Source organism: Sorangium sp. So ce834 (genome assembly GCF_051521425.1).
Lineage (GTDB): Bacteria > Myxococcota_A > Polyangia > Polyangiales > Polyangiaceae > Sorangium > Sorangium cellulosum_D.
Window position 1 is genome coordinate 6,855,460 of sequence record NZ_CP150351.1, and the last position, 20,489, is coordinate 6,875,948.

Consider the following 20,489-nt stretch of genomic DNA (forward strand, 5'->3'; position numbering starts at 1 on the left):
CGGCGTCAGAGCGGCTTTTCGCCGCCATGGACCCGTTTGACACGGCGGAGCGGCCGATCGAACCTGCCCGGCGATCATGCTCCGCCGCATCCCTGATCGGAATATCTGGCTCATCTACGGCGCCATCTTTCTTCTCGGCCTCGCCTACGGCATCGCCATCTCCCTCACGGCGGTCTTCCTGAACGAGCGCGGGTTCACCAAGACCGACATCGGGCTGCTCGCGTCGTGCTTCGCGCTCGGCATCGTCCTGCTCTCGCTGCCGATGGACGCGCTCATCCGCCGGTTCTCGGCCAAGACCACGCTGGTGCTCTCGCTGGCCGGGTACGCGGCCGCGATCGGCGCCTTCCCGCTCCTGCCGGGCTTCGCCGCGATCGCCGCGGTGCGCTTCCTCGACGGGGCTTGCTCGGTCGGCATCTGGGTGAGCTGCGAGACGATCCTGCTCGCCCGCTCGGACAAGGACAACAAGGCGTTCATCACGAGCATCTACGCGATCTCGATGGCGCTCGGCTACGTCCTCGGTCCGCTCTGCGCGCCGACCATCCTCGCGCTCTCCTCGATGCGCGCGGCGTTCCTCCTCTCCTGCGTCATCTCGCTGATCGCGGCGGTCCTCGTGCTCGCGCGCCTCGACCGCGATCTACCGGGCATCTCCGGGGCGCACGGGGAGCCCGCGACGACGGCCTTGGCGGAGCCCGCGGCGTCCTCCGCGTCGATCTTGTGGCGCATCAAGACCGCGTGCTTCGCGACCTTCGCCTACGGCTATTTCCAGGCCTCGGTCGTGCTGTTCCTCCCGCTCTACCTGATGGCGTCGAAGGGGGTGACGCGCGATCAGACGATCCAGATCCCCGCCTACTTCGCGGCCGGCATGCTCGCCTTCACCAACGTCTTCGGCCGGCTCGGCGACCGCCGCGGCCACCTGTCCCTCATGCGCGCGCTCGGCGCGATCGGCACGCTGATGATCCTCGGCTTCGTGTACCTCGATCGCTACGACGTGATGTGCGCGGCGGTGCTCGTCGCCGGGGCGACGCTCGCGTCGATCTCGCCGCTCAGCCTCGCGCTCCAGGGCGTCGTCACCGCGCCGCGCGACTACAGCCGCGCGAACTCGATCTACAACGTCTTCTACGCCGCCGGGATGCTCCTCGGCCCCCCGGCGTCGAGCGCCATCTACGAGGCCTCGGGCGGCGTCGCGATGCTCTACCACCTCGCGGCGCTGTGGGCCGCGTTCGTCGTCTTCGCCTTCATCTTCGCCGGGGACGATCCGGCGTCGCGGCGCGCGCGGGGCCGGGTCGAGGCCCCGGCCTGAGGGGGATCGCCTCCGCGATCCCCCCATCGACGTGGCCGCGCGCCGCGGGCGGCCGGGCAGCCCGCGGGCGGCCCCCCGCGCCGCTCCTCAGTAAAGAACGCGCGTCCGGAGGCTGGTCTCCAGCGCCCCGATCCGACGGCCCACCTCCGCCGACACGTCCTGCGACAGGTCCATGATGAGGTAGCCGATGTTCGCGTCCGTCGACAGCACCTGGCTGTCGATGTTGGCGTTCACGTCCGACACGATCCGGTTCACGTCGCGGAGCACGCCCGGCACGTTGCGGTGGACGTTGAGGATGCGGTGCGTGCCCTTCAGCGGCGGCAGCTCCACGTTCGGGAAGTTCACCGCCCCCGTCGTCGCCCCCGTGGTCACGAACTGCGTCAGCGCGCGCGACACCTCGCGGCCGATGGCCTCCTGCGCCTCCTCGGTCGAGCCGCCGATGTGCGGCGTCAGGATCACGTTCGGCAGCCGCTGCAGCTCCGTGTGGAAGCCGTCCGAGTTCGACTCCGGCTCCTCCGGGTAGACGTCGATCGCCGCGCCCGAAAGGTGCCCGCTCTTCAGCGCCTCGGCCAGCGCCGGGATCACCACGACCGAGCCGCGGCTCGCGTTGAGCAGGTACGAGCCCTTGCGCATGTGCGCGAGCTCGGCCGCGCCGATCATCTTGTGCGTCTCCGGCGTCGCCGGCACGTGGAGCGACACGAAATCCGACTCCGCGAGCAGCGCCTCCAGCGTCGGCAGCGGGCGGTTGTTGCCCATCGGGAGCTTCTGGGCGATGTCGTAGTAGACGACCCGCATCCCCATCGCCTCGGCGAGCACGCCGAGCTGCTGGCCGATGTGGCCGTAGCCGATCAGGCCGATCGTCTTGCCGCGGACCTCGTAGCAGGCCTTCGAGACCTTCTTCCACGTGCCGGCGTGCACCTCGCGCGACCGGTCGCCGAGCTGCCGGGCGAGCATGACGCACTCGGCGATGATCATCTCGGCGACGCTGCGCGTGTTGCTGAACGGCGCGTTGAACACCGGCACCCCGCGGCGGTTCGCCGCCTCGAGGTCGACCTGGTTCGTGCCGATGCAGAAGCAGCCGATGGAGAGCAGCTTGGGGGCGTTCTCCAGGACGCGCGCGGTGACGTGCGTCTTGCTGCGGATGCCGATCATGTCCACGCCCTCGAGCGCGGCGATCAGCTCGTCCTCCTTCAGCGCGGAGCTACGCGTCTCGATCTCGAACGACCGCGATCGAAAGAGCTCGTGGGCGCTCTGGTGGATGTTCTCGAGCAGGAGCACCTTGACGGGCTCCTTCGCGGCCGGGGGGGTGGTCTGAAGTTTCGTTGAAGTTGGCGTCATGGGCTTCATCCGTCAGGGCCACCTCTACCGCAACTTGGCCGGTTTGCATCTCGGATCCGATCCGGCGCCGACGCGGAGGGTCGGACGTCCGCGCATCCGTTGCGCGCGGCAGACCGCCGCACCTCCCGGCGGCGCGCGCCGCGGGGGAGACGCCTCGCCTGGGTCAGGCTAGATTGCGCCGCATGCGCCACCGCAGACACGCTCGACTCCCCGCCTTCGTCGCCGTCGCCGCGCTCGCCGCCGCCCCTGGATGCAAGGGGAAGCCCAGCCCCGGCGGCCCGTCGCAGAGCGCCACGACGGCCCCCGACGCGCCCGCGGCGCCGGCGACCTCGGCGACGCTCCAGACGATGCCGCCGCCCGTCCCGCCGCCGTCGAAGAGCGCGCTCATCGAGGACGAACGCAACACGATCTCCGTGTTCCGCGAGGTCGCGCCGGCGACGGTGTTCGTGACGCAGCGCCGCCTCGTCGTGGACCGCTTCTGGGGCACCGCGGTCGAGGTGCCCGCCGGCTCGGGCTCGGGCTTCGTCTGGGACGCGGACGGGCACATCGTCACGAACTTCCACGTCGTGGACAACGCGCAGTCGCTCGTCGTCCAGCTCCAGGGGGAGAAGACGTTCCCGGCGAAGCTCGTCGGCGTCGAGCCGCGCAAGGACATCGCCGTGCTCAAGATCGACGCGCCCAAGGAGATGCTCAAGCCGATCCAAGTGGCGCCCCTGCGCGAGCCGCTCGAGGTCGGGCAGAAGGCGATCGCCATCGGCAACCCGTTCGGCCTCGATCACACCCTGACGACCGGCATCATCAGCGCGCTCGGGCGCCAGGTCGAGGGCGCGGGCGGCGTGACCATCCGCGACATGATCCAGACCGACGCCGCCATCAACCCCGGCAACTCCGGCGGCCCGCTGCTCGACTCGAGCGGGCACCTCATCGGGATGAACACGATGATCTTCTCGAAGAGCGGCACCTCCGCCGGCATCGGCTTCGCCGTGCCCTCGACGACGATCGCGCGGGTGGTCCCGCAGATCATCAGGACCGGCAAGGCCGAGACGGTCGGCCTCGGCATCCAGCTCGACCCGGCCCACCGCCTCGAGCGGCGCAACGGCATCCGCGGCGTCATCGTGATGGGCGTCGTCCCCGGCGGCCCCGCCGCCAAGGCGGGCCTGCGCGGCCTCTCCGAGGGCGACCGCGGGCTCGTGCTGGGCGACGTGATCGTCGGGCTCGACGGCGCGCCGGTCGACGACTACGACGCGCTCTACAACGCCCTCGACAACAAGAAGCCGGGCGAGAAGGTGAAGGTCGACCTGCTCCGCGGCGGCCAGAAGACCACCGTCGAGGTCCAGGTCGAGCTCCTCAGCTGAGCGGCCGGCAGGGGGACGACTCGGGTATGCCGCTCATGCGCACCTACCGCGCTCGGCCCGTCTCCACCTGGTCGGCGCTCGCCCTCGCGTCGCTCGCGGCCGTCGCTGGCTGCGAGCGGAGGGCGGCGCCGCCCTCGGGGGGCGCCCCGGCGGGCCCCGCAAAGCAGGCGCCGGCCGCGAGCGCGCCGGCCGCCGCGGCGCCCGCGGAGGTCGAGTTCCTCGAGGAGATCACCGGCGGCGCGGACAGGAGCGAGGCGCTCCCCCTGATCGTCGCCATTCACGGGCTCGGCGACAGGCCCGAGTCGTTCGCGGGGCTCCTGTCGGGCGCCGACGTCAAGGCGCGCCTCGTCGTGCCGCGCGGGCTCGCGCCGTACGGCGACGGCTACTCGTGGTTTCCGCTCCAGCAGGCGCTCGCGAGCGACGCCGTGGGACAGGGCATCCTGCGCGCAGCCGCCGCGCTCGCGGCGACGATCGAGCGGATCTCCGCCGAGCGGCCGACGCGGGGCAAGGCCATCGTGACCGGCTTTTCCCAGGGCGGCGCGCTCACGTTCGCGCTCGCCCTGCACCACCCGCGCGTGGTCAGCGCCGCCTTCCCCGTGAGCGGCTGGGTCCCCCCCGCGGTGCTGTCCGGCGCGAGCGCGGCGGATCCGGCGGCCCCGGCGCTCGTCGCGCTGCACGGCGACGCCGATCGGCGCGTGCCGTTCGGCCCGACGCGCGACGCGATCGCGGCGCTCGCCGGGCGCGGCGTCAGGGCGAGGCTGGAGAGCTACCCGGGCGTCGGCCACACGGTGACCGGCGACATGCGGCGCGACCTCCTGCAGCTCATCCGCGGCGCCGCCGCGGAGATGCGGTGACGGCCGCCCGACTCGCCCCTCGTCTTCCGCCGCGGCGAGGAGCTGCCCGGACGCCGCGGTCCGCTCGACCTCGAAGTCTATCGGAGAGACTCGAGCGAGGGAGCAGGGGCGCGGCGCCGCGGCGCGGGACGCGCGGCGTCGATCTATACGGCGCGCCGCGCGTGCCCTATGTCGCAGCGTCGAATGGAACCGGCCCCTTCCCATCGCTTCGAGCGGTGGCTCTGCCATCCTCGCTTCTTCGACACCGTCTTGCTCCTCGCGCTCGCCCTGGCGGCGTTCACGGTGATCGTCGGCTTCTACAGCGATGACTACCTCCTGCTGTGCTATCTCGCGGAGCTGATCCCCGGCTCGCCTCCCTGGTACGATCTTTACCAATTCGTCAGCGGCGACCCGCAGGAGACGCGGGCGAACATCGCGCTCACCGGGATGCCGTGGTGGACGGATCCCGAGCTCCGGCTCCACCTCGTCCGCCCCCTGACGAGCGCGCTGATCACGCTCGAGCGCGCCGCCTTCGGCCACGCCCCGCTCGGGTACCACCTCGTCTCCATCGCGCTGTACATCGCGGTGGTCGCGGCCGCCGGCAGGCTCTTTCTGCGGGTGCTCCCGCGCGCGACCGCGGCGCTCGCGCTGCTGATCTTCGCGGTGAGCGCGAGCCACATGCAGCCGGCCGGCTGGATCTCCTGCCAGCACTTCCTGATCACGGCGCTCCCGGTGGTGCTCGGGCTCCTGGCGTATCTCCGCTACCGCGACGAGGGCTGGCGGCCCGGGCGGTACCTGGGCCCGCTCGGGCTCGGGATCGGGCTCCTCGGCGGCGAGGCGGCCCTCGGCGGGGCGGCGTACTGGATCGCCTACCAGCTCGCCGGCCCCGTGCCGCCGGGCCGCGCGGCCGGCGTTCGCGCCCGGACGATCGCGGCGCTCCCGGCGCTCGGCCTCCTCGTGTACTTCGCCGCCTACAAGGCGGTGGGCGGCGGCGCCGCGCACACCGGCGGTTACGTCGACCCGCTCTCCAACCCGCTCCGGTTCGCCGCCACGGCGGCGGTGCGCCTGCCCGCCCTGATCGCCAACGCCCTCGTGAGCGTGCCCGCCGAGTTCTCTGCCGCGCTCCCCGTGGGCGCCTTCATCGCCGTCGGCCTCGCGGCGACCGCCGGCGTCGCCCTGCTCTACCGCGCTTGCCTGCCCGCCATCCCCGAGCGCGAGCGCGCCGCCCTGCGCTGGCTCGTCCCCGGGGCGCTCCTCACGCTCATCACGACCGTCGGCGGCTTCCCGGGGTCGCGCGTCCTGATGCTGCCGAACCTCGGGATCGCGCCGCTCCTCGCCGTTCTCATCCTGCGCGGGCTCCGCCCGGGCCCGTCGCCCGGGCTCGCGTCGCGGGCCCGCCGCGCCGGCGCGGGCTTCTTCGGCGTCGTGCACGTCGCGCTCGCGCCGCCCATGTTCCTCTTCGCCACCGTGTCGAACGCGGACGCCGCGCGGAAGCTCGAGCAGATCGCCCGCACCGCCGAGATCGGGGCGCCGCCCCGCAAGCGGGTCTTCCTCGCCGCCTCCTCGGATCCGATGGCGTCCATCTATCCTCAGGCGGTCCTCGCCCTGGAGTCGCCCGAGGTCTTCTCGTGCTGGTCGATGCTCTCGACGGCCAAGGCGCCGCACCGCCTCACGCGCACCGGCCCGTCCTCGTTCACCCTCGCGCCCCTCGGCCGCACCATGCTGCTCGGGGCGTTCGAGACCCTCTACCGCGCGCCGTCGGCGCCGATCCCGCCGGGCTACGAGGTCCGCCAGTGCGGCGCCACGATCCGGGTCGCGGAGGTCGAGGACGGGAGGCCCTCGCGGCTCGAGATCGATCTGGGCGCGCCGCTCGAGGATCCAGGGCTCGTGCTCCTCGCGTGGCGCGACGGGGGGCTCCGCCGCGTCGCGCTGCCCGCGATCGGCGAGGCGGTGGAGCTGCCGTGGTCGCCGGGGCCGCTCGGGTTCCTCTGAGCTCTTCCGAGCGGTAGATCGCGCCGCCCGCCTCGACACGGCACATCGAGCCCCGGCGCTCGATCGAGCGGAGCGACGAGGTGTCCGGGAGCGCCTGTGCCGCGCCCCGAGGTTGCAGGCGTGGCAGTCCTTGTGGCACCCCTGCATCTGCCCGGGGAAAGGGCCGCTCCCCGCCGCCTGCCGCGGCGACGCCGGGCCCCGCGAGCGCTGTTGCGCTGTTGCGCCGCCGCGCTGCGGCTCCTTTCGCGGCTCGTTCGCTGCGAGCGACAGGCGCTCGACCCGTGACCTCCCCGGGCGGACGAGCGCCGTCCCCGCCCGCGAGCGCGGATGGTCCCGCTCATCCCGAGTGGCACGTGCATTGCTGATTGTCCCGGTGCAGTCGCGCTGCACGGGGGACTCTCTGGTGCACGCGTCCGAGCGAACCCGCACGGGCGGCTCGAACTACAACCTTCATTTCGGAGAGATACGATGACCAGCATCACCTGCCGGAGCGCCCTCGGCGGCGCGCTTGCTCTTGTGTTCTCGCTCGCGGTCGGTTGCGCCGTGGACGCGGAGAGCGCCGCTGGAGACCCCGAGCTGGGCGGGTCCGATGAGGCCGACGATCCCGCGGAGGACGTGGCCGAGGCGCAACAAGAGATCACCGCCTACTATTCTTCGGTCCATCACTGCGGCAACCTCGGGGGAGCGAGGAGCTTCGATCTCGTCGTAGGTGGCGACTGCGGACCAGGTTACGTGCGTGATTCCCACGAGGTGTGGAACGGCGGGAACGGGAGCTGCCATGCGGTGGGCTGGGCGTCGAACGACGCTCGGGACTGCCGTGTCAAGGTGAACATCTTCGACGCCGCCACTTTGAATTGTGGGGATTGCTTCTATCGGATCGAGCAGAAAGAAAACCGTTGTTCGCACGACAAGTGCACGACCGGTGCGCCGCTCGCCAAGGAGTGCAGCCCGACGATCGCGAGCGTCTGCAACGCGGATGCCTACTGCTGCAACACAAGCTGGGATAGCCTCTGCGTCACGGAGGTGCGCACGATCGCCAACAGCCTGGCCTGCGGCGGTGGTTCCTGCGCGCACGCGCCCTGCACCACCGGCGCCGCGCTGACCTCGGGCTGCGACGCGGCCCAGGCCAACTGCGTCGCGAGCATCTGCGCGGTCGACTCGTCCTGCTGCACGGACGCCTGGGACAGCCGTTGCGTCAGCAAGGTCGCCAGCGTCTGCGGCAAGAGCTGCAACTGACGTCGCGCCCGCCGCCGGTCGGGAGCGCGGTCATCTCCGGAATCGCTCCGCGTCGATCCCATACCGCTTGAGCCAGCGCTGGATCTGCATCCGCGCCTTGCCCATCTCGCTCGCCACGGCGGTGATATTCCCTTTGTGCGCGCCGAGCAGCCGGACGAGCTCCTCCCGCCGCGCGGCGTCCTCGGCCATCGGCCCTTCCAGCGCGCGCTGCACCGCGGGGGAGAGGTGCTCCAGCTCCACCTGCCCTTCTTCCCCCGCGAGCACGACCGCTGTCCCGAGGCACTTCTCCAGCTCCCGCACGTTCCCCGGCCAGTCATGGCGGAGCATCGCCCTCGCGGCGCGCGGGTGGATCCGGACCCGCGCGGCGTGCTCCGGCGGGAGGCGGGCGAGGATCGCGCCTGTGAGCAGGCCGAGGTCCTCCCGGCGCGCGCGGAGCGGGGGAAGCTCGACCCTGTGGCCGGCGAGGCGGTTCCAGAGATCGCCGCGGAACGCGCCGCCTTCGACCATCCGCTCGAGGGACCGGTGGGTCGCCGCGATCACCCGGAGATCGACCGCGATCGAGCGCGTGCCGCCGATCGGGCGGACCTCGCGCTCCTGGAGGGTCCGGAGCAAGGCCGCCTGCGCCGGCGCCGGCAGATCGCCGATCTCGTCGAGGAACAGCGTACCCCGGTCGGCGCTGCGGACGAGGCCGAGGCGATCCTCCGTCGCGCCCGAGAAAGCGCCCTTCCTGTGGCCAAAGAGCTCGGCCTCCACGAGGTCCTTCGGGAGCGCGCCGCAGTTGACGGCGACGAACTCGCCGGTCCGCTGCGAGAGCGCGTGGAGGGCGCGCGCCATCACCTCCTTGCCGGTGCCGGTCTCGCCTTCGAGGATCACCGAGACCGTCGAGCGCGCGATGGGGACGAGCCGCTCGAACACGCGATGGAGCTGAGGGAGCACGGTCGCGAGGCCCGGGGCTTCCGGACGCAAGACAGCCCGGTCGAGCACGGGAGGATCGCTCGGATCGCAGGGAATGGCTTCCCGGTAGAGGAAGAAGGTCTGCCCGAGCTCGATCAGGTCGCCGTCGTCGAGCTCGGCCCGGGTCGTTCGAACGCCGTCGACCAGCGTGCCGTTCTTGGACCCGAGGTCGTCGAGGACCCAGCGCTGGAGCAGCTTGCCGAGGCGCGCGTGGGTCGAGGACATGCGGCGATCGTCGGTGCGAACCGTGAGCCGGCGAGCGCCGGCCGCCGCCTCGATCTCGCGGGCGGTCCCGCGGCCGATGGCGAGCTCGTCGAGCTCCGCGAGCGAGAAACGCACGGGGAGGGCGAGCGGGCGGTGCGCCTCGAGGACGAGGAACAGGTGGGGGCGATGGTGGGCGTCGCCGCTCTCCTTGAGCTCCTCGGTGGAGGAGAGCGTCCCGGTATCCGGACCGTCGATCATCGCATTATTTACATACACCATCTCCGAACGGGCGTCGCCGGCGCGCAACGGGGCGCTCGGCGCAACAGGGGGTGCAACCTGCAACCTGCGCCGCGCAGGCCGAGAGCCCGGAAGGGCGTTCGACGGGGGCGGCATGGGTCTTGTAATGCAGCGGGGCATGAGCTTTCGACCCGCCATCACCTCGTTCGCCCTCGTGTCCGCCGCCATCGCCCTGGCGTGCGGGTCTGAAGATGTGCTGAAAGACGACGTTACCGCCTCGACGCGGCAGCCCTTGCGCGACCCGAGGTTCGAGATGCCTCAGAACGGGCTGCATCCGGACGCGGCCAAGGTCAACGTGGCGCTCCTGTCGGCGCTGAAGACCACGACGCTCAGCGACGCGGGGATCAGCGCGATACTGAATCAGCAAAGCTTCGCCGATCTCTTCTACACGGGGACGGTCACGGCAGCCGAGAACCTCATGGCGGAGATCGTCTCATGCGCGCTCGATTCGACGCAGAGCGTGCTGCCCGATGGATACGGCATCGCATGGAGGGGCAACTTCCACCTTTGTCCAAGCTGGTCGGACACCCTGCCCACGAGCGATTGTCTCGAGCTCGTCTCGGCCTGCGTCCTTGCGCGGATGAACGCGCTCGGCAGGCAGGTCCCCATCTCGATCCACGTCCCCGGCGACCACGAGCCCTCGCCGAAGGTGAGGACACGGAGCGATCTGCGCGACAAGACGAGGATCCGGAGCGTCGACCGCTGCCCGCTCCCGATGGCAGGCGTCCCTGACACCTGCAACTGGCGACCGCATTTCGTGGGGATCTGCGAGCAGGGCACCCAGGTGACGCTGCAGCGGAACGCATGGGTCAGCGTGCGCGTGTGCGACGGCATCCACGCGTGCGAGCTTGGCCAAGCGGACCTGGGCTTCCCCGGTTCTCCGCCGTACGCGGGCTTCGTGGACCAGTTCACCTGGGGAGACACCCCGATCACGTTCGCGTGCCCCGACGACGAGGGAGCTCACCCGAGGGGGCAGCCCCACCATCGGTACTTCAGCGTCATGGTGGGTAAATTCCCTTATGGCTCGGTTGAGGACGACGACATCGTGGGTTCCGGCGCGAACGTCACCTATCCCGCGAACGAGCAGCAGGTGTTCACCTATCCCGAAGGCTCGTTTTATGGCGACATCTTCACGGGATCGAGCGACGACCTCGGATACGTCTGTCACAGCGACATCTGGCGGACGGGCGGAACGTACGTCACGGATCGGCTCTGCGCGAACCCGAACGACCTGGAGAGCTGCGACGCGATCGGCGGACGCGCCGCCTGTCTCGACGTCTGCGGGGCAGGGCTGAGCGCGCCTCCCGAGGAGACGTACCGAAACTGCGAGGGTGGTGGTCGCGCGTGGAACGGGGTCACCGTCTTTCTGAACGATCACCGCGATCTCTCCAGGGACCCGGCGAGCTCGGCGATCGTGTGCACCCCGCACGACGAGTGCACGCCCGGCGCGGCGCTCCCCGATGGGTGCAGCTCCGTCGTGACGAGCGTCTGCGCCGCCGATCCCTACTGCTGCAACACGGAGTGGGACGGCCTCTGCGTCAGCGAGGTCCAGAGCGTGGCGAACAACCTGATGTGCCGCATCGGGAGCTGCAGCCACGCGCTCTGTACAGAAGGTGATGCGCTCACCTCGAGCTGCGACGTCCCTCCCCTCACCTCCTCGGGTTGCGTGAAGCTCATCTGCAACGAGGATCCCTACTGCTGCAGCACGGGCTGGGACAAGACCTGCGTCAGCGAGGTCGAGTCCGTGTGCGGGAAGACCTGCGACTGACCCGCGCCCCCGGACCCTCGCTCACCGCGCCGGCGCCTCGACCAGCCGCCGCATCTCCGCCACCGCGGGCACCGTCTCATCCGCCACCGACCACGCGTCGAGCACCTGCGTCGCGAGAGCCCGCGCCCGGTCGTCCTCCCCCCGCCGGGCCGCGCGGCGCGCGGCGCGCACCAGCGCGAGGCTCGCCCCGTTGAGCTCCGAAGAGCGATCGGCGATCGCCGCCTCCAGCCGCGCGACGAGCTCGGCCTCTCCCGTGCGCTCGAACGTCTCCACCATCGGCTCGGCAAGCACCTCGACGAACGGCCCCGGCGTCCGGAGCAGAGGCCGGAATGCTCGCGCAGCGCCCGCGAGGTCCCCCTTCGCATAACGCTCGGCGCCGTCGGTGAAGGCGTCCGCGTCCGGGAGGGCGCTGTACGACAGGCGCCCCCGGAGCTCCCGGAACCGGGTGAAGCAGCGGCGCGAGACGGCGGGCGAGGCGTGCGCGCAGATCGCGGGGAGCCGGAGCGGGACGTCGAGGTACGCGCCGTCGAGCGGAGGAGGCTCGGGATCGAGGAACCGCTCCACGACGAGATCGGCGATCTCGTGCGCGCGGCCGAGGACGAGCGCGATCTGCAGCGCGCGCCAGGCGACCTCGAGGCGCTGCACGCGCAGCCAGCCGGCGTCGTCCGCGGAGACGACCATGGCGCGCCTCGCGCGCGCGAGCGCGGCGCCGAACCGCGCCTCGCTCGCCTCGATGCGCACGAGGAGCAAGTCGCTCCCCGCGCGGTGCACGGGATACCCCCCGATCGCGAGCGCGACCGCGACGCCTCGCGCCTCCTCGCGCGCGCCGGAGACGAGCAGCGCGTCCGCGAGGGTGCCGGCCACGGTCGTGTCGAGGGGCGAGAGGACATAGGCGCGCCGGGCGACCGCGAGCGCAGCCGCCTTGTCGCCCGGGACCTTCGCCTGAAACAGCCAGCCATAGCTGTTCCAGGGCACCCAGGCCTGCATCGCGCGCAGCGTCGCCCCTGCGCTCGCGGTGCCATACGTCACCGACAGGAGCTGGAGCCAGGGCGCGCAGCCCTCGCCGATCGGGTTCCTCGGATCCGCGTGCACCGCGAGCAGGGCCATCTCCGCGGCCCGCTTCGGGTCGGGCGATTGAAGGAGACACGAGAGGGTCGTGGCGAGCGTCGAGCGCCCGAGCGGCGCGGCCTCGCGCGCGAAACGGCCCTCGAGCTCGGCGATCGTGGCCGGATCGTCCCTGCGCAGGGCCACGTGCTCGACGCGGGCGCGCGCGGCGAGCTCGCCCGAGGAGGCAGGATCGCTGCGCGGAGGCAGCTCCACCTCCGGGAGCGGAAGGCCGAGCGTGTAGGCGCAATGGCGGCCCTCGGCGCGCCCCAGCTCCGCGAGATCGGCGCTCCTCGCCGCGACGCGGGAGCACTCGTCCGGGAGCCCGCCCGCGTTGTTGCTCATGGCCGCGGCGAGGTCGAAGAGCACGAGGGCGCCGCCGACGTCGCGGGCGCGCGAGAAATCGGCCATCGCGGCGTCGAGGGAGGGCGCCGCCGGGAGCGCGCCCCGCTCGGCGAGAGGGCTCATCGCGTCCCTCACGGCTTCGTAGAGCGCACGCCCGGCGCCCACGGCGCGATCGATCTCGGCCCCGTCGGGGCGGCGGAGCGTGACCGTCATCCGGAAGCCAGAGCCCTCCCGGACGACATCGCCGTCGACGTAGGCGGCCGCTCGCCGGTGTGCTTCTTCGATCGCCTTCGCGCGCGCTCCGGGGGCGGCGTAGGGATCCTCGGGGAACCCGTCCACGGGCTGCGCCGGGAGCGCCAGGAGCTCGGCGGGGACGAGCGTCCGCCCCGAGGACCCCCCCAGCACGACGCGCGCTCGTTCGCAGAAGAGCGACGCCGCAGCAGCGCCCAGCCAGCCCGTGGGCGCATCGACGCCCGACGCGACGAAGGGCGGACACGCCAGCACCGAGGACGCCGATCGCACCGGCGAGGCGGGAGAGGCCGCGGCGGAGGCGGAAGGAGGCACCGCGCGTGCGTGCGTCGGCCGATCGAGGACCGATGCGCCGGCGACCACGAGGAGCAAGCCGCCCGTCAGGGCGAGCAGCCCGATCCCCACCGTTCGACGTCGACCGGGCGGCGGCGGCGCGCGCGGCGGGGGCGCCGATGTTCCAGGCGCCGCCAGTCCGCCCGCTCCGGCGGGAGCCGCAGGCGCGACGCCCGACATCGAGCGTGTCGCCGCCGAGCCCTCGGGGAATGCGGACTCGGTCTCTCCCGAAGTGACCCGAGCGGATCCAGGGCGCGCCCCGCCCGCCTCGAGGACGCCGTCCCCTTCCGCGGCCGCCACCGTGTTCGCTTCGGATTCCTCCACGTTGGCGACGGCGGGACGAGGCAGGTCGACGCGAGCCATGTCGCCAATCCCGAGCGCGTCGCCGAGCGCGCGCACGGCCGCGGTCGCCGTGGCGAATCGCGCGTCCGGATCGACAGCGGTCGCCTGCGCGAACCATGCATCGAAGCCGCCGGGCAGGGAGGCGCCTCTCCTGGCTGCGCGCGCGCTCGCCGGCTCCACCGGGCCATACGCCGCGTCGAGCGCGAAGGCGACGAGGTTGCCTTCCTCCTTTTTTTCATCGGCCCAGTACGCCTCGCCCACGAGGAACGTATAGGCCATCATCCCGAGCGCGTAGATGTCCGTCGCCGCCGAGACGCGCCGGGCCCGGAACTGCTCGGGCGCCATGTAGAGCGGCGTCCCCACGGTCTGGGTCGCGCCCCCGCCGGCGGTGCCCTCGGCGATGAGCTTCGCCACGCCGAAATCGAGGATCTTGATGCGCCGCTCGCCGTCCTCGCGCACGCTCAGAAAGAGGTTTGCCGGCTTGAGATCGCGATGGACGATCCCCGCCCGGTGCGTCTTGTCGAGCGCGAGCGCGGCCTGGTGCAGGCACGCGAGCGTCTCCTCGGGCGAGAACCGCCCCACGCGCCGCAAACATCGGCCGAGCTCCTCACCGCGGAGCAGCTCCATGACGAGGAACGGCGCCCCGGTCGCGTCGTCGACCCCGGCGTCGAAGACCTCCACGATGTACGGGCTTTCGATGGGCGCGGTCACCCGCGCCTCGAGCTCGAACCGCCTCCGGAGCTCGGGGCGCTCGATGATGTGGGAGAGCATCACCTTGAGCGCCCACCGGCGATCCGTCCCGAGGTGGAGCGCCTCGTACACCGCGCCCATGGCGCCCGCGGCGAGGCGGCGAATCAGCCGGTAACGGCCGGCGAAGATTGCCCCCTCGACCACCTCGACGGACATCGCGCAAGACCTCGGGGGAAGGATACCTTGGCGCTCCTGCCGTGGTCCACGTTTTCACGCCACGATGTCCCCCCACGTCCACAGTCGCGCGCCTTGCTGCGGTTGCCCCTGCGCGGGATTGAGGTCGGAATCGGAACAATCGAAGCTCGAAGCCTTCTTCAAGGCCCTCCGGGCTGCAGCCAACAGGGCGGAAAGCGAGTCGACCTCCCCGAACCTCGACTGCCTGGGGATCTGCATGATCCACGGAGACATCATGGCGCGGGCACTCTACTGGAACATAGATGTCCACATAACAGGCGATCGCGAATGCATGGCCGCTTAAGACGTAATTCGCGCTGACGGGTCGAGGACCACGCTCGCCGAGGCGGCGAGCGGCGCGCGCTGCGCCCGCGGGACCCAGCGCCGCCGGGCGGCCGCGCAAGGAGGCCGCGCCGGCACGGGCATGATCAGCGCGTCTCGGGCGGCGCCGGCTTGTGGGTGGCGAGGTACAGCCCCGGCACGGCCAGGGCCGCGCCGATCCAGTGGTGGGCCGCGAAGGCCTCGCCGAGGAACAGCCACGCCATGGCGGCGGTGTAGATGGGCGAGAGATAGAGCATCAGCCCGGTGCGGCTCGGGCCCAGGTGCTTGGTGACATAGCTGTAGGCGGCATAGGCGCCGGCGCCCGGCACGACGATCAGGGTCAGGACGGCCGCCACCGTGCGGGCATCGAAGGCCGGCGGGCCTTTCACGGCCAGCTCCCAGGCGAGGAGGGGCAGCATCACGATCACCCCGGCCGCGGCGATGGCGGTCAGCCGGGCGTTGACCCCGAGGGCGCTGGGCCAGCGCTTCAGCAGCACGGTGTAGAGCGCCCAGGACATGGCGGCGATCAGGATCAGCAGGTCGCCCGTGGTGAAGCTCAAGCGGAGCAGCGTCGCCGGATCGCCGCGCAGCACGATGACCAGCATGCCGGCGAGCGCCAGCGCCGCGCCGAGCGACTGGCGCAGGGTCAAGCGCTCGCCGAACATGGCGCGCGAGAGCAGGATGATGCCGATCGGCGAGAAGGAATAGAGCAGGCCGATGTTGGTCGCCGTGGTGGTGGCCGCGGCGAGATACACGCCGGCGCCGCAGATGCCCATGCCGAGCAGGCCGAGGACGAGCAGGCCGCGCCACTCGCGGGCCAGCGCGTCGCGGCGCTGGCGGAGCTCGGCGCCGCAGAAGGGCAAGAGCAGCAGCACGACGCCGGACCAGCGCAGCTCGGCCAGCGCCACCGGCGGGATGAAGTCGGCGGTGGCGCGCGCCAGCACCGTGTTGGCGGCGAACATGGCGGGCGTGAGAAAGAGCAGGATCTGGGCGATGCGCTGATCGCGGGCGGCGGCGGGGTCCATCGCCGCGCAGACTAGGGCGCCGCTCAGGCCGGGACCAGGGCTCGGCCCTGGACCGGTTGGATCGGTTCCTGGACCGGTTGGATCGGTTCCTGGACCGGTTGGATCGGTTCCTGGACCGGTTGGATCGGTTCCTGGACCGGTTGGATCGGTTCCTGGACCGGTTGGATCGGTTCCTGGACCGGTTGGATCGGTTCCTGGACCGGTTGGATCGGTTCCTGGACCGGTTGGATCGGTTCCGGCTTCAGATCCCGGTGCACGACGCCGGCCGCGTGCGCCCTGTCGACCGCGGCGCCGACCGCCTCGACGAGCCGCACCGCCTCGGCCGGCGCGGCGGCGCCCGTTCCGGGGAGCGCCTCCATCCAGCGCGCCAGCGTCTCGCCGGCGAGGAGCGTGGCCTCTCGGGCAGCGATGCTAGCCCGGCGCGCAACCCGCCGGAAGGTGCCCTCCGGCGCTCACCCGCCGGACCGCGCCTCGGGGGCCGCGAGCTCCTTGGTCATCATGACCCGAGGCGCCGGCGAGCAGCCGCCGGAGGCTCGCCTCGATCGCGCCGCGATCCCACGGGATCTCCTCGCCGGCGTTGAAGTCCTCCATCATGTCGAGGATAAAAGGGATGTGCGCGGCGTCGGCGCGCAGGGTCGCTGCGGAGCTGATTGCGATCCGCGATATCAAGCGGCGAGCAACGATGCCAGCGAAGGCGCCGGGGCGGCGGGCAGACCTGAAGCGGACCGGGTGGATGTCCTGGCCGCGAGCATGGAAGGTGCACGACCCTTCCTGAGCGGCCCCGCTGCCGCCAACATGGCGCTCGAGGAGGACCCGATGGGCCTTGTCGAGGCGTCGCCGCTCGGCGAAGCTGCCTCCTTGGCCCCTGGAAAAACGAAGACGAGCCCCCTCGAGAAAACGAGCAAGCCGCGCGCGAAGACGCGGAAGGACGCGCCCGCCCCCCGCGAGCCTGGCAGCTCGCAGCAGGACAAGGCCGTGGTCGCGTTCCTGCGCGAGCTCGATCATCCGCGCAAGGAGGACGTCGAGGCCGTTCGGCAGATCATCCTCGGCACCAGCCCCGAGATCCGCGAGGGGATCAAGTGGAACGCGCCGAGCTTCCGGACCACGGAGTACTTCGCGACGTTCAACTTGCGCGGCAAAGAGGGGGTCCGGCTCGTTCTCCACATGGGGGCAAAGGTGAAGGAGACCGCAACGAGCGGCGTGAAGATCGCGGACCCAGCGGGTCTCCTGGAGTGGCTCGCGAAGGACCGCTGCCTCGTGACGTTCAGCGACGGAGACGACATCCAGGCCAAGCGGTCTGCGCTGGAGGCCATCCTGCGAGAATGGATCCGATGGGTCTGATTCTCTGGAGCGCCCGACGCGTGGGATTCGCGTGATGTGAGCTCATGATGCGATAGGCCGGCTGCTCGGGCTGCCGGTGGCGCTGGGGGCCGCGAGCGGCCTGAAGAGAAGGAGAGATAACGCAGATCGATAGACGCGCTCACTCCCGCGGGAGCCGCCGCCTCGCGCGCCCGCTCGGGCCGCCGGAGGGCATACAAGACCTGCCGCAGGTACGCAGGTACCTGTCACCTCGCCGGGAACGGGCGCGCGCGGGCGGCCCGGCTCAGGCCGCCTCGGGCGCGGGGCGGAAGGCCGCGCGGCCGCCGAAGAAGACGAGCAGGCCGAGGGCGATCCAGACGAGCTCCTTGGCGCGCTTGAGGAGGACGAAGGCGGCGCCGACCGTCGCCGCGGCGGGCACGCCGAGCGCGCCGAGGAAGGCGACGTAGCCGGCGTCCTGCACGCCGAGCCCGGCCGGCACCATGAAGGCGGCCGCGCGGAGGAGCGCGAGGACGACCTCGAACGACAGGACCTCGGCGAGCGAGACGTCGACCTGGAGCAGCCGGAGCAGGAACAGCGTCTCCAGCCCCTCGGCGAGCCACATCGCGAGCAGCAGGAGCGCCGCCGCCGCGAGCGCGCCGCGCCGCTTCCCGAGCGCGGCCGCGTGCCGATCGATCGCGGAGAAGCCCGCGGCCCTCGCCTCGACGAAGGCCCGCACGCGGCGGCCGGGCAGCCGCCTGAGCTGCGCGAAGAGCCGCGACGCGACCGTGCCCGAGAGGAGCGCGCCCGCGAGCGCGAGCGCGGCGGCGAGCAGGCCGAGCCCGGAGAGGACGACGAGCCACGGGAGCCCGGGCGCGCCGAGCAGCGGGCCCGAGGCGCGCTCCAGGTGGCCGAAGCCGAGCGCCAGGGCGATCGCCACGTAGGCGGCGTTGGCGAGGAGGATCAGCGACCTGCGCGCCGCGATGCCGGCGATGCCCTGCGGCCCCGGGACACCGCACCACCGGTGGAGCAGGTAGAACGTGACCGACTCGGAGAGGGCGGCCCCGGCCGGGACGCTCATGTTGAGCGCCTCGGTCGACAGCGTCAGCGAGAGGTACCGCCCGAACGGCGCGGGCGGCGCGAGCGCGCCGAAGACGCGCCGGCTCGCCTCGGCCTGGAGCAGCCGCGCGACGAGGTTGGGAATCAGGGCGAGCGCCATCATCGGCGCGGACGTCGACGCGAGGAGCGCCGCGACGCTCGGGAGATCCGCGCCGCGCAGCGTGCTCCAGAGCGCGGCCGCGGCGACCGCGACCCCGAGCCACTTCAGCGCGAGGGCGCCCGCGCCGGGGCGCGCTCTCGCCTGCGGAGGCGGCTTGTCGTGGGCAAGGAGGGTCATCGCACGCTCGCGCGCGGGCCGTCGGCCGCGCGGGTGCTCGTATCGCTCAGGCGCGTCGCGGCCTCATGACACGCGCGCAACTCCGAGCGCTCGGGCGCGTCGCGGCCTCATGACGCGCGCGCAACCCCGCCGCGACACATCGAGTTTGTTTGCCGCCGGCGGCTCCGCGCCGGCGGGGGCTGCCGCCGGCGGCGCCGCGCCGGCGGGGGCGGCGGCGCGCTCACGCGTCCTGGGTCACCCGGATCCGCGCGATGAACTCGCCCCCCGCGCCAGGCTGCGACCCGAGCGGGGTCAGCGTCACGCTCGCCTCGAGCGCGCGGCTGTGCGGGCTGACGAGGCGGCTCCGCGCGACCGCGCGGGCGGTCGGGAGCGGGGCCTGCACGTCGACGAGCACCGACGCGACGTCGCGCCCGTAAAGGAGCTTCTCGTCCACGCCGAAGAGGTCGTGGGCGCTCGGGTTCGCGCCGAGGATCTCCCCCGCGCTGTCGAGCAGGAGGCACGGCTCGGCGATCTCGGCGAGGAGCGCCCTCGACCGCTCCTCGAGCTGCGACACGCTCTCCATCGCGATCACCAGCTCTTCCTCCAGCTGGCTCACCGACGTCCTCACGCCGGAGAGCGAGTCGTACATGCGGGCGATGGTGGTGGCGATCTGCCGGACCTCGATGGCCTCGAACGGCTTGCGGAGGATGAGCAGGTTCGGCGGACACCCGAGCTCGCTCGCGATCTCGTCCCAGCTGTAGTCCGAGTAGGCGGTGCAGATGACCGTGTAGATGTCCGGCGCGACGCTCCAGATCCCCTTGATCGTCTGGATGCCGTCGATGCCCGGCGGCATCCGCATGTCGACGAAGGCGAGGAAATACCGGCTCGGATTGGCCTTGACGAGCGCGATTCCATCCATGCCCGAGTGGGCCGACTCGATGGTGAACCTGAGGCCATGGAGGAGGTCGGGGGCCTCCTCGGGCGCCTCGGCGCCGAACAGGCGCGACTCGAGGGCCAGGAGCCCGCGGACCATCTCCGGATCGTGGAGCGGCCTGGGCACGAGCATCCGCTCCATCAACACATGGATGTCCGGATTGTCGTCCACGACGAGGATGGGTCGACTCGCTGGTTCCGAAGACATGAAGATCCTCTCGATTCACTCCGGCCCCGCCGCGGGCCCCCGGGTTACCGCCGATTCCGCTGCTCCAGCCGGCGCCGGACCGAAGCGACGCGCAGCTCGGTCCGCGCGAGGCAGGCCGCGGCGCCGATCACGCCGGGCATCGCCGCCAGCGAGTCGAGCACCTCGTACGCGGCCTCGAGCGGCAAGATGGGCTCCCTCAGCCCGAGCCGCTCGCCCTGCCGGTCGACGATCTCCGCCGCCGCGGCGGTGCCGAGCGTCCGCCCGAGGAGCTCCACCAGCCCGGCGCGCTCACATCGAGGGGTGCTGTCCGAGGATCCCATGCCTTCGCGTTTCCTTGATCGCCGCGCTTCGCGGAAACATTGGACTCGCTGTCACGGGAGGTGTCAACAATCAGCGTGATCGCACGTACATCCCACCCGTTGACTCGAACTCAATAGGCGTAATCTGGATCACACATCACTGTGGAGCGGGCGCGCCTCCGCGTGGGTGGTGCGTCGCGGCTCGCCGGGGTGTGCCGCGCGGTGTGCGGCTCGGGTCGCGCGCCGGCCGCGCGCTCGGCGCCGCGGCCGCTGGTGGGCCTCGTCGCCGCGCGGCGCACGCAGCTGGGCCGTGGCGGGGGCCGTGCCGCGCAGGTCTCATCCGATCTGCTGAGGTTGTCCGCCGCGCCGGCCGCGGGCGGAAAGGGCGCGCGCGGGCCGGCGGGAGCCCGGGTGAGGCACCAAGATCGGCTATCGTCCCTGCAGGGCCGCGGCGCGCG

At 72.0% G+C, this 20,489-nt stretch carries 15 protein-coding genes; 7 read left to right on the plus strand and 8 right to left on the minus strand.

The features are described from left to right. Window positions 1-76: 76 nt before the first annotated feature. Window positions 77-1,300 (plus strand): MFS transporter, encoded by a 1,224-nt coding sequence (locus tag WMF20_RS24515; protein ID WP_437617022.1) that lies wholly within the window; start codon window positions 77-79, stop codon window positions 1,298-1,300. Window positions 1,301-1,387: 87 nt separating this feature from the next. Here the strand turns inward: WMF20_RS24515 and serA are convergent, their stop codons facing one another. After that, entirely contained in the window at window positions 1,388-2,647 is a 1,260-nt protein-coding gene (serA, locus tag WMF20_RS24520) for a phosphoglycerate dehydrogenase (protein ID WP_437617023.1), read from the minus strand. 173 nt (window positions 2,648-2,820) lie between these two features. Between serA and WMF20_RS24525 the strand changes: the two genes are divergently transcribed. The 4 genes from WMF20_RS24525 to WMF20_RS24540 all read left to right on the plus strand — a co-directional run bounded on the left by WMF20_RS24525 (window position 2,821) and on the right by WMF20_RS24540 (window position 8,054). Next, window positions 2,821-3,993: a S1C family serine protease gene (locus WMF20_RS24525; RefSeq protein ID WP_437617025.1), complete on the plus strand. Its 1,173-nt coding sequence runs from the start codon at window positions 2,821-2,823 to the stop codon at window positions 3,991-3,993. A gap of 26 nt (window positions 3,994-4,019) precedes the next feature. Beyond that, window positions 4,020-4,847 carry an alpha/beta hydrolase gene (locus WMF20_RS24530; RefSeq protein WP_437617026.1) on the plus strand — a complete coding sequence of 276 codons (828 nt, stop codon included), beginning with the start codon at window positions 4,020-4,022 and terminating at the stop codon, window positions 4,845-4,847. 183 nt (window positions 4,848-5,030) lie between these two features. Then, window positions 5,031-6,818 carry a hypothetical protein gene (locus tag WMF20_RS24535; protein WP_437617027.1) on the plus strand — a complete coding sequence of 596 codons (1,788 nt, stop codon included), beginning with the start codon at window positions 5,031-5,033 and terminating at the stop codon, window positions 6,816-6,818. Between the two features lie 468 nt (window positions 6,819-7,286). Then, on the plus strand, window positions 7,287-8,054 hold the full coding sequence (locus tag WMF20_RS24540) for a hypothetical protein (protein ID WP_437617028.1): 768 nt from the start codon (window positions 7,287-7,289) through the stop codon (window positions 8,052-8,054). 30 nt (window positions 8,055-8,084) lie between these two features. Here WMF20_RS24540 and WMF20_RS24545 read toward each other — a convergent pair whose 3' ends face one another. Then, window positions 8,085-9,470, minus strand: coding sequence for a sigma 54-interacting transcriptional regulator (locus tag WMF20_RS24545; RefSeq protein WP_437617029.1), 1,386 nt, complete (start codon window positions 9,468-9,470; stop codon window positions 8,085-8,087). Between the two features lie 157 nt (window positions 9,471-9,627). Here WMF20_RS24545 and WMF20_RS24550 point away from each other — a divergent pair, with 157 nt between their 5' ends. Next, on the plus strand, window positions 9,628-11,277 hold the full coding sequence (locus WMF20_RS24550; RefSeq protein WP_437617030.1) for a hypothetical protein: 1,650 nt from the start codon (window positions 9,628-9,630) through the stop codon (window positions 11,275-11,277). Between the two features lie 21 nt (window positions 11,278-11,298). On the opposite strand, the gene WMF20_RS24555 is transcribed toward WMF20_RS24550, so the two are convergent. From WMF20_RS24555 to WMF20_RS24565, 3 genes are all read right to left on the minus strand, one after another. Beyond that, window positions 11,299-14,556 carry a protein kinase domain-containing protein gene (locus WMF20_RS24555; RefSeq protein WP_437617031.1) on the minus strand — a complete coding sequence of 1,086 codons (3,258 nt, stop codon included), beginning with the start codon at window positions 14,554-14,556 and terminating at the stop codon, window positions 11,299-11,301. Between the two features lie 446 nt (window positions 14,557-15,002). Then, window positions 15,003-15,920 carry a DMT family transporter gene (locus tag WMF20_RS24560; protein ID WP_437617032.1) on the minus strand — a complete coding sequence of 306 codons (918 nt, stop codon included), beginning with the start codon at window positions 15,918-15,920 and terminating at the stop codon, window positions 15,003-15,005. 23 nt (window positions 15,921-15,943) lie between these two features. Further along, the gene (locus WMF20_RS24565) at window positions 15,944-16,279 is read right to left on the minus strand and encodes a hypothetical protein (RefSeq protein WP_437617033.1); all 336 of its coding nucleotides are present in this window, start codon (window positions 16,277-16,279) and stop codon (window positions 15,944-15,946) included. Between the two features lie 391 nt (window positions 16,280-16,670). Between WMF20_RS24565 and WMF20_RS24570 the strand changes: the two genes are divergently transcribed. Further along, window positions 16,671-17,261, plus strand: a complete 591-nt coding sequence (locus WMF20_RS24570) for a DUF1801 domain-containing protein (RefSeq protein ID WP_437617034.1) — start codon at window positions 16,671-16,673, stop codon at window positions 17,259-17,261. A 262-nt stretch (window positions 17,262-17,523) separates the two neighbouring features. On the opposite strand, the gene WMF20_RS24575 is transcribed toward WMF20_RS24570, so the two are convergent. The 3 genes from WMF20_RS24575 to WMF20_RS24585 all read right to left on the minus strand — a co-directional run bounded on the left by WMF20_RS24575 (window position 17,524) and on the right by WMF20_RS24585 (window position 20,052). Then, entirely contained in the window at window positions 17,524-18,612 is a 1,089-nt protein-coding gene (locus tag WMF20_RS24575) for a lysylphosphatidylglycerol synthase domain-containing protein (RefSeq protein WP_437617035.1), read from the minus strand. A 220-nt stretch (window positions 18,613-18,832) separates the two neighbouring features. Next, a complete protein-coding gene (locus WMF20_RS24580) occupies window positions 18,833-19,732 on the minus strand; it encodes a PAS domain-containing protein (protein ID WP_437617037.1) in 900 nt (299 codons plus the stop codon). A 44-nt stretch (window positions 19,733-19,776) separates the two neighbouring features. Continuing rightward, window positions 19,777-20,052 carry a hypothetical protein gene (locus WMF20_RS24585; RefSeq protein ID WP_437617038.1) on the minus strand — a complete coding sequence of 92 codons (276 nt, stop codon included), beginning with the start codon at window positions 20,050-20,052 and terminating at the stop codon, window positions 19,777-19,779. Between the last annotated feature and the right edge of the window lie 437 nt (window positions 20,053-20,489).